At 39.8% G+C, this 8,735-nt stretch carries 10 protein-coding genes; 2 read left to right on the top strand and 8 right to left on the bottom strand.

Going from position 1 to position 8,735, the window contains the following annotated elements; translation table 11 throughout:
* Positions 1 to 227 precede the first annotated feature (227 nt).
* From BMY80_RS11065 to BMY80_RS12620, 6 genes are all read right to left on the bottom strand, one after another.
* Positions 228 to 1,184: a tetratricopeptide repeat protein gene (locus tag BMY80_RS11065; RefSeq protein ID WP_093143697.1), complete on the bottom strand. Its 957-nt coding sequence runs from the start codon at positions 1,182 to 1,184 to the stop codon at positions 228 to 230.
* A 102-nt stretch (positions 1,185 to 1,286) separates the two neighbouring features.
* Positions 1,287 to 1,478, bottom strand: a complete 192-nt coding sequence (locus tag BMY80_RS11060; protein ID WP_093143695.1) for a hypothetical protein — start codon at positions 1,476 to 1,478, stop codon at positions 1,287 to 1,289.
* Between the two features lie 29 nt (positions 1,479 to 1,507).
* Complete coding sequence (locus tag BMY80_RS11055; protein ID WP_093143693.1) at positions 1,508 to 1,813, bottom strand: hypothetical protein; 306 nt, start codon at positions 1,811 to 1,813, stop codon at positions 1,508 to 1,510.
* A gap of 2 nt (positions 1,814 to 1,815) precedes the next feature.
* On the bottom strand, positions 1,816 to 2,292 hold the full coding sequence (locus BMY80_RS11050) for a phage tail tube protein (RefSeq protein ID WP_093143688.1): 477 nt from the start codon (positions 2,290 to 2,292) through the stop codon (positions 1,816 to 1,818).
* A gap of 12 nt (positions 2,293 to 2,304) precedes the next feature.
* Positions 2,305 to 2,994, bottom strand: coding sequence for a hypothetical protein (locus BMY80_RS11045; protein WP_093143687.1), 690 nt, complete (start codon positions 2,992 to 2,994; stop codon positions 2,305 to 2,307).
* On the bottom strand, positions 2,991 to 3,161 hold the full coding sequence (locus BMY80_RS12620) for a hypothetical protein (protein ID WP_245730162.1): 171 nt from the start codon (positions 3,159 to 3,161) through the stop codon (positions 2,991 to 2,993). Before BMY80_RS12620 ends, BMY80_RS11045 begins: the two co-directional genes overlap by 4 nt.
* A 997-nt stretch (positions 3,162 to 4,158) precedes the next feature.
* Between BMY80_RS12620 and BMY80_RS11035 the strand changes: the two genes are divergently transcribed.
* Both BMY80_RS11035 and BMY80_RS11030 read left to right on the top strand, forming a co-directional pair.
* Positions 4,159 to 4,683: a tetratricopeptide repeat protein gene (locus tag BMY80_RS11035; protein WP_143066526.1), complete on the top strand. Its 525-nt coding sequence runs from the start codon at positions 4,159 to 4,161 to the stop codon at positions 4,681 to 4,683.
* Positions 4,684 to 4,915: 232 nt separating this feature from the next.
* Complete coding sequence (locus tag BMY80_RS11030; RefSeq protein WP_093143684.1) at positions 4,916 to 5,995, top strand: BspA family leucine-rich repeat surface protein; 1,080 nt, start codon at positions 4,916 to 4,918, stop codon at positions 5,993 to 5,995.
* A 625-nt stretch (positions 5,996 to 6,620) separates the two neighbouring features.
* Here the strand turns inward: BMY80_RS11030 and BMY80_RS11025 are convergent.
* Positions 6,621 to 7,922: an RNA-binding domain-containing protein gene (locus tag BMY80_RS11025; protein ID WP_093143683.1), complete on the bottom strand. Its 1,302-nt coding sequence runs from the start codon at positions 7,920 to 7,922 to the stop codon at positions 6,621 to 6,623.
* Positions 7,923 to 8,157: 235 nt separating this feature from the next.
* Positions 8,158 to 8,735 (bottom strand): site-specific integrase (locus tag BMY80_RS11020; protein WP_093143682.1); only part of this gene is annotated, 578 nt, incomplete at its 5' end.

The following is an 8,735-nucleotide window of genomic DNA, read 5'->3' as shown; positions in this document are numbered from 1 at the left end:
GATAGATACTTTATGCTTATATTCTTATCAAAAAGTAAGATGTTGGCGGTTGACGATTAACCAGGTTATGGGATAATGACAGTGATAGAGCCTTTCTGCGCTTTGAACAGCAGAGCAGATGTGGCGCAGAAAGCCTGATGGTGCTGTCGTTCATTTTGATCTCCGTAAAAACTAAAAAAGGACCTCGTTAGAGATCCTTCGTCGAAAATGATATTAAATAGTTTTTGTTAGTAACCTTGATCTGCCAATGTTTCGTAAAACTCACAACTATCTGAGCGCCATTCTTTTGTTCCTATATCGCAGGATCTTTTGTAATATGATTTAGCCAATTTTTTATTTACCGGTATTTCATTACCAAAATAATACATATTGCCTACAAAGGAACAACAATTGTCATCATACAATGTGCATGCCTTATCATAATAATACGCGGCCTCATAATAATGCTCACGCTCGTATTTGTTTATACTGCCCGCCATAAAGCAGCCGTATACATCATTTAAATCACACGCTTTTATTGCATAAAAAACAGCCTTTTCATAGTTTTTGCTTTCTCGGTAAAAATGAGACAGTCTTCCGCATTGCTCTCCGTTATTTTTATCACAGGCCTCCTTATAATATTTTTCAGCTACTCTTTCATATTTTTTCGCTGACTCTTTATCTATAGGTCCGTTTAAACCTTTTGAATACATATAGGCATGGCGGTAACATCCTTCCCCGTCATGATAAAGTTCACAAGCTTTCCTAAAATACGCATCAGCAGTATCATTATTCGCTTCAACGCCCTTACCATAATAATATAACATTCCTAGATTAGTGCAGGCGTAGCCGTACATTTCACGTAAACAGGCTTTTTCAAAATATTTTTTTGCACGAGAAAAATCTTTTTCTACCCCGTCTATATGCGGAGCTCTAGAATCCCGATACCATTGTCCAAGGGTATTGCAGCTATCACTATCAGATAGATCGCAGGCCTTCTCATAATATTTTTTGGCAAGATTAAAATTACGCTCTACTCCAAGTCCCTTAAGGTATATACTCCCAAGTTTATTGCAACTTCCAGCTACATTATTATCACATTCCTGTTTATAGTCATTAACTGTGTGCTGATGGCTTGAACATCCCACATTTCCTAACAAGAGAAGATTGGCTAAAATCAAAAATATTATATTGTTGCGTCTCATGTTTTACCCGTTTTAGTCATTTAACATACAAAGAACATGAAAGAATACTACAATTTACTTAAAATTGTGACTGTAATAATAATCGACATAAGAAATAGTTTATTAATTCATCATTCGTTTAAACTTTTCAACCTCTTTTGCACAATCCTTATCACTCATTCCGTCCTTGTATCTCTCTTTCGGATGAGCCTCATAGTATTCCTCCTGAAAGACCACCGCCCAATAGTTAAACTCGGTGGTGGGGTATTCAAGAACCTCTGAGATTGGGCGGTGAAGCTCCTGGGCAATTCTCACCGCCAGTCTGAATACGAAACTGCCCCGGATTAGTTTTTTAGGTGTGTCTCACCCGTGATGTTGAGAGCCGAGAAGGCATTCACCAATGCGTTCAGCACCTTGTTCGGCACGGATTCCATAAAGACATTGAAGTCCTCCGGCTTTTCGGTGAGATTCCCATTCTCGTCACAGAGAGAAGCATGCATCATCTTGAGAACACGAAGCTGTAAGTCCTTCTCGTTCTCAAAGTCGATACGAGCCTTGCCCGAAAGTTCACGCAGGTAAAAGTCCACTCCGTCAACGGTCACTTTGCTGATTTTGAATTTCAGTGATTTAATCTGTTCAAGATAAGACATTATTATTTTCCTCCATTACTTTTTGTTTGCTCGGCAGCAGTTGACCAGACGACATCTGATGCCTGTCTGCCGGAGACCTTAAGCTGCATAAAGCCGTCTGCAGAACCGGACATAATCTGGTAACCGAGGAGTTTTAGATCATATGAAGCTATCGTGCCGTTTGGCCACTGATGACGGACAGTCACTGTCTGCTGTGCCTTGGCGGCAGCAATCAGAGCCTTCTGATCCGCGTCATCATCATAAAAGTAGATGGTGAGTTCCTTTTCGGATGAGTCCTTGAGACCTCCGCGATACATCTTGCGGCTATCATCAATGGTGGTGCATTCTACCGATTCGGCAATGTCACCGATGTCTCCGATTTCCTGAGCTCCGCGGAGAGCATTCCATGTCGTGCCTCCGTCAGTTGAGAACTGGGAATGGGTACCTCCGAGAAGCACCGGCTCCTTCGGTTCATAGTCATAAAGTTGTGTATGTGCCATCTGGCTTTTCTCCTATTTCAATAAATCCTTAACTGCTGTTTCTACCTTTTCAACCACAATTGCCACTGCGGTAGAATCAACTCGTTTCTGAATGGCTTCCATGAAATGACGGGCGGTTATGCCCTTAACCTTTCTGCCGTGCTGACTTGCTTTCTTCGTGGCACGAGCCTTCACTTCAGCCAGCTTTTTAGTGTTCCGCTCAACCATGTCACGGTACTTTTCCTGCTGCTTACGTGTTTTGGCGGTAGCAAGATTCAGTCTCGCTCTGTTGATGGCCATCAGGTATTTGTTTTCGATAATCTGCTGAATCTTCCTGTTGCCTTCAAGACTTGAACCTTTACCGACAGCATGGTCACGGGTACCGGCATTAAGCCAGTGGTTCAGAGTCTTTGGCGGCATGTGTTTCTTCGAGCCGTTCCCACATCCCTTAACCCTGCTCACCGGCAGAAAGTGTATGTATGAGATAATCCGGTTATGATCCGAACGGACTCTTGAGGTCTTGATGCCGGACACGGATTTTTTGTAAATTCCGCTGTGCGACTTGAAGTGCGTACCGATGTACCCGGTAAGCTCTTCTCTTGCTCCTGTCTCCTTCAGAGCATCTTTCAGAATCACTCTGCTGATTTTCGTCTGAAGTTTCGGTGACAGTCCCTTGAGCTTTTCCGCGAGAATGTCAGCCCCGGATATGTCAGCCTTAATCATCGTTCCACAAACTCCATACTGACGGCATTCGCCCAGAAGCCTGCCTCGGGATCGTATTCAGTAGGAGTGATGCCGTTCACCATGATGAGCCTGAATTCACCCGAGTATTTGCCGTCAGTGGCTGATACCAGACTGTCGGTAAGTCCCTCTGATTCTTCAGCACTCACAAAAGAGAAGATAAACACCTCAAAGGAGTGGTGGGCAACATGGGCTTCTCCGTCAATGGTTCTCCCGGCAAATTCCGTAGCTTCTCTTACAATAAGTGCTCCTGTTCTGACATTATTCGGTACAACATCGTAAAAGGCTTTAACTCCGGTGACTTCTTCAACGATGTCCTTAATGAATGATAAAACAGAACCTTGGAAGCAGTATGATGATGGTCAGATTGTTAGTTCTGGTAATGTTAAAGTTTCTAAAGTTTTAGTGGAATACGCACGTGGACTTAATAGTTACGATACATGTTATATCCATAACTAAGAACCAAAAATAAGGACAAGAAAGGCGTACTGACTAGTATGCCTTTTATTCTTTACAGCAACTACAGCAGAATTCTCATTTCCACAGATGCCGCCTCACGGAAAGTGGTACCCATTTGGTTGGCCAATGCCCATCAGTATTAGTTTTCTCCAGACTAAATACCATTGCACGTTCGAATTAATGTACGGTAAGTAGGATGTTTGTTAGATAATTGTGCGAATAAAAAGAATGTGTTTTTTATTTGGGTCACAAAAGAGAGACATGAATACTAGTAAAATGGCAAATACATCAGTGATAAACCTTGACTTGGAATTTTTTTATTATAGCAATGCTGATTTGAAGTTAAAAGTATGAAAAAATTAAGTGTATTAATTAAATTATAGGTTCTTTTATTTTATTGTCAGCTTCGGCTGAAGTTGGAATCTACAACAATGGTTATTCATCTTCATCACACCTGAAAGGATATTATAGGAGTAATGGTATTTATGTCGCTCCGCATTACCGTTCAGGAGGAGACGGCTACTGCAATAATAATTGGTCTGTTCAGAGAAATGTAAATCCATACACCTTAAAGTCGCTGGTAATTTTAATGCTATGCTGTAGCAGAGACTATTTATGAAAGGATTTTGTCCTACAGCGACTTATGAATTTTTCATTTCGTATGGTTAAGGAAAGAATATGTGTAAAATGAAGCTTATATTTTTTTTGTTGGTAATGGTTTTCCCTATTTCTACTTATGCCGAAGGTTTATTGGATTGTAATAAATATATGGCTGAAAAAAAATACACTGAAGCATATTCGGTCTGTAAGCAATCCTGCTATGACAACTATGCTTCATCTAGTTGTGTCTCGTTAGGAGAGCTTTATGCGAATGGTGATGGTATTAAACAAAGTTATGAGAACGCCAGAAAGTCCTTTGAAAAAGCCTGTTTGTTTGGTGATTTTAATGGGTGTCAGTTTCTTTCATATATGTACATAAGAGGTGATGGAGTTAACAAAAATGAGAACTTAGCGTCAATATATTCAGATCATGCGTGTAGTTTAGGTAAAGGTGAAGCTTGTTATGAGTTGGCTTCAATATATGCATCAAGTGAATATCATAAAAAATATGATAAAGAATTGATGTTGTTATTCATAAAAAAAGCGTTACAAAGAGGATGTGACCTAAAACATCAGAAATCTTGTGATACATTAAAGAAAGTTTATCAATAAATGCTGCATAATGAAATTAATATATCAATTATCTAGTCGTGACGACGAATATAAAAGAGCAGTTATCGAACTAAATAGGATAGTAATGAACAGAGAAGGTTATAATTAAGAAGGATGAGTAATTATTCCATTCCGAGTTTTTTTGATTAAAAGGCATAATAATCTTTGAGCGGAAGTCATACCACTTGCTTCCGTTTTAATTACAAAAATTTTTACCAATAGGGACTCTTAAATGTATTGTCATAAATGTGGGAAAGAAATACCCGATAATTCTGTTTTTTGTCAGCACTGCGGAGCTGCAATAAACCCCCCGGTAAAAGGTAAATCAAACAGTTTGAAAGTTGGGATTATTGCAGGACTTGTTATTTTGGCCGGAATTGGAGTTTTCGGAGGGTATAAATATTGGAAAGAGCGTAATCCGGTAATTAATTCCCCTTATGAAATTACAGATGATTTAATTCAAAAGATTGCATATAACCAAATTGATTCATTAACGATAAATTATGAATTTACAAGATGTTTTAATGAAAACGAAGTTTATGACAAATGGAAAAATGAACAAAATAGAAATAATCCTTTTTGGAGAGCCAATAGCATCATCCCTATAAAACGCATTGAGTTTGAGGTAAAACTGACTGATAAAAGCAATTCTCTTGCCTGTGCTTTTTTTGGCTTTAAAAACCTTGAATACGTGAATATTGAGGATACTTCCAAGGTTACTGATATGTATTTGATGTTCTACGAAGCAAAAGCCTTCAATCAGCCAATCGGCAACTGGGATACGTCCAAGGTTACTGATATGAGAAGAATGTTCGAAGGAGCAAAATCCTTCAATCAGCCAATCGGCAGCTGGGATACTTCCAAGGTTACAGATATGAGCGATATGTTCAGCGAAGCAAAAGCCTTCAATCAGCCAATCGGCAACTGGGATACTTCCAAGGTTACTGATATGGCAGGTATGTTCTATAGAGCAGAATCCTTCAATCAGCCAATCGGCAACTGGGATACGTCCAAGGTTACTGATATGGGCTGTATGTTCTTGGGAGCAACATCCTTCAACCAGCCAATCGGCAATTGGGATACTTCCAAGGTTACTGATATGAGAGGGATGTTCTGTAACGCAAAATCCTTCAATCAGCCAATCGGCAACTGGGATACGTCCAAGGTTACTGATATGAGAAGAATGTTCGAAGGAGCAAAATCCTTCAATCAGCCAATCGGTAACTGGGATACCTCCAATGTTACAAATATGGTTGGTATGTTTGAAGGTTCAACATCTTATTCTTTCCCTAAACCAAAAGGAGCAGAATAAACATCAAATGGTACAGTCTTTATATGCAATTGTAAAATTAATTGGGGTGTTCCAATTGGCAGACTACCATTTAACTACTCAGCCTCATCATCAGAAAGGCTAAATAGTGGGGGAGTTTCGGCAATTTACAGTGTCGCCCTCCCTTTTGTACACCTTCATCATTTACCCTTCATGGGTTGTAGTCGGTCAGTAGTGCATACCCGAAGTGTAGAAAAGTTATGCCCCAGTTAATGAAGTTATGAAAGGTTTCTAGGGTAGCTGGATTCGCCTGCCGTAGCACACGAAAAGCACTCTTGTTGTCATTATTGATTATCCTGAATTGCCGAGAAAAGCCCATGTCTGCAAGGTTTGCCGGCCCTCAATCTATGCAGAACTGCCTTTCGCAATATTAACAGAAATGACGAAAATATCCAAAATACTGCCTTTTGTGTACACAAAAAGTAGTCAAATCGTAGTCAAAATCCTGAGGCAGACTACTCGGCTATTTTTAATACGCTCGCAGGCAATTATGTGCAAAATGCCGTGACGACATCTTCATGGGCTGTGAGAGATAGTGGCTTCAGTGAGGCCACCATCTTTTATGTTTTCGGCTATGGAATAAAAGTCTGGGTTATATTCGTGGATTTTATCGTTTTACAACTATCCATTTTCCGTATCTATTACCGCCCTGACGTTCAATAATCTTCTTTTCTTTTAACGAAGTAAGTATTTTTCTTATATATCCATCAGAGTATCCACTTGCACTGACTAATTCTTTTATCGTGATACCGGAATTTTGGCTAATATAATCAACAATACGTTGTTCAGTCTCATTAATGCTTGCTGTATTCTCTGTCTCATTACTGACGGAATCCTGCTTAATATAATTAAACGGAATAGTAACATTAACAAAATTTTCCATAATATCAAAAGCCTGTTTTCCGTAATTGCTGATGATAAGAGGAATACCGTGACCTGTCTGTTCCACATATCCCAATTGTCCGAATATCTTTTGGAGTTTTGAATTTACGGGTTTACTTATTCCTTTATAGAACTCATCTTTATTTAAGTCTACTGGTAATCCCCCAGTGGAGATGATTTCTATTCTGTCAGAGAAAATATAAACTGCCGGTGGATTTCCTTTGTCCCATTTTGTATGGATACATGCGTTCTGCCAGGCTTCTTTAAAACTGGCCATATCGAACAACTTTTCTTCTGTTCGTCTGTGATTGCCCATCGTAACCATGGTTTCATTGATGGACTCCATGTAATCCAATACTTTATCAATAGAGGTAATCAGGCAGGTTCCGCCATACTCATTTCTTTTTATGAGTTTTGTCTTATCTTTTCCTGCAAAGGTGACTACTTTAATTGAAATATCATTTTCATCAGCAAGCAGAAAGGCCATTAGATTATATTTTCCATCGTTATTTTTCAGCCCTGTATTATCTTCGAAAGTTGACTGATCAACTGTCAGGCCTGCTGTTACGTATGCAATTTTAAGTTTATTAAATGAAAGTGTCTGAACTGGAGCAGGCACTAAAGTCAAAATATCTGACGTGGCTTGCTTGTCCATCAACTCTTTCAAGGCTGTCGGGCTTAATTCTCTATCTTCATCTGCTGAACGCATATAATACCGTCCGTATGCAGAATAAGGCTTTTCAGAACCGCGAACTTCAATCTTTATTACGTTTTTGTCATCTATCAGTTTATGTTCTATGGTAGGTATAATCTGAGGTTTAATGAAATTTGCTATCGCCTTGGATATTTCTCTGAGGGTTCTGTCTCCCATCTGCTGACCAATCACATCACCGTTATCTTTAACTCCAAAATACAGAATCCCATAGCCATTCTTGTTGAGCATTGAAGCTAAAGATGTTATTCCTTCTCGAAGCTCTCCTGTTGTCTTCTTAAATTCAATTTTTTCTGTTTCGACCCCTATATTCATCGCTACATCCCCCTTAAATACATTATTGTTGGCTTTGCAATGGAGCTAATCTTCGCTATTCTTAATAATACTCTATCTGTCCCTTATTTGCTACTCTATTTGCTACTCTATTTGCTACTTCATTTGCTACTCCATTTGCTACTCATGTTTTCTTAGTGGAACACAATTATGCGCAGATATGAAAAAAGCCCATGCCGTAATGGTCATGAGCTTGAAAAGATTAGTGGCGGATGCCTTAGATGTACTTGAACTGACTCTCCATGCTGCGTATGGTATCATGCTCAATGTTATTGATTTCCTTTCTGGCATCCTCCAGCTCTTTAAGTCTGATAATCTCATCCTTGGCATCATCAAGTCCCAGATGAGTATAGACGTCCATGGTTACTGAAATTTCAGAATGTCCCATCAGGTACTGCAGAGTTTTAGGATTCATTCTTGCTCTGGCCTGATTGCTGCAATAAGTGTGGCGGCATACATGAGGTGTTATTGACGGCATCTGAATTTTGTAGATGTCGTTATACCGCTTAACTGCATGCTGGAACCTGTGCTCCCAGTGCAGAGCTACCTCAGGCATTCCGTCCTTGTCCCTGATAAGGAACCCGGCATAACCTTTAACAATAACCTCCGGCAGATCTGTCGGTCTGTTTTCCACCAGGGACTTGAACATCTGATACACTTCCTCCGTCATCGGCAGCTTGCGGGTACCGGCACTGGTCTTGGTGGGGCAGATGTCGTATTTGCCGGAGCGGAATCTCTGCACTTGATGATTGATATCGATTATTCTGTTTTCCAGATCTATGTCCTTTAGTGTCA

Source organism: Ruminobacter amylophilus, from assembly GCF_900115655.1.
GTDB lineage: Bacteria > Pseudomonadota > Gammaproteobacteria > Enterobacterales > Succinivibrionaceae > Ruminobacter > Ruminobacter amylophilus.
This window is presented reverse-complemented; position numbering and strand designations above follow the sequence as displayed.

Excerpts from the sequence above, each read along its gene's own strand:
- BMY80_RS11045 (WP_093143687.1), bottom strand. The coding sequence starts at position 2,994 with ATGATTAAGGCTGACATATCCGGGGCTGACATTCTCGCGGAAAAGCTC.
- BMY80_RS11050 (WP_093143688.1), bottom strand. The coding sequence starts at position 2,292 with ATGGCACATACACAACTTTATGACTATGAACCGAAGGAGCCGGTGCTT.
- BMY80_RS11030 (WP_093143684.1), top strand. The coding sequence starts at position 4,916 with ATGTATTGTCATAAATGTGGGAAAGAAATACCCGATAATTCTGTTTTT.
- BMY80_RS11025 (WP_093143683.1), bottom strand. The coding sequence starts at position 7,922 with ATGAATATAGGGGTCGAAACAGAAAAAATTGAATTTAAGAAGACAACA.
- BMY80_RS11035 (WP_143066526.1), top strand. The coding sequence starts at position 4,159 with ATGAAGCTTATATTTTTTTTGTTGGTAATGGTTTTCCCTATTTCTACT.
- BMY80_RS11065 (WP_093143697.1), bottom strand. The coding sequence starts at position 1,184 with ATGAGACGCAACAATATAATATTTTTGATTTTAGCCAATCTTCTCTTG.
- BMY80_RS11055 (WP_093143693.1), bottom strand. The coding sequence starts at position 1,813 with ATGTCTTATCTTGAACAGATTAAATCACTGAAATTCAAAATCAGCAAA.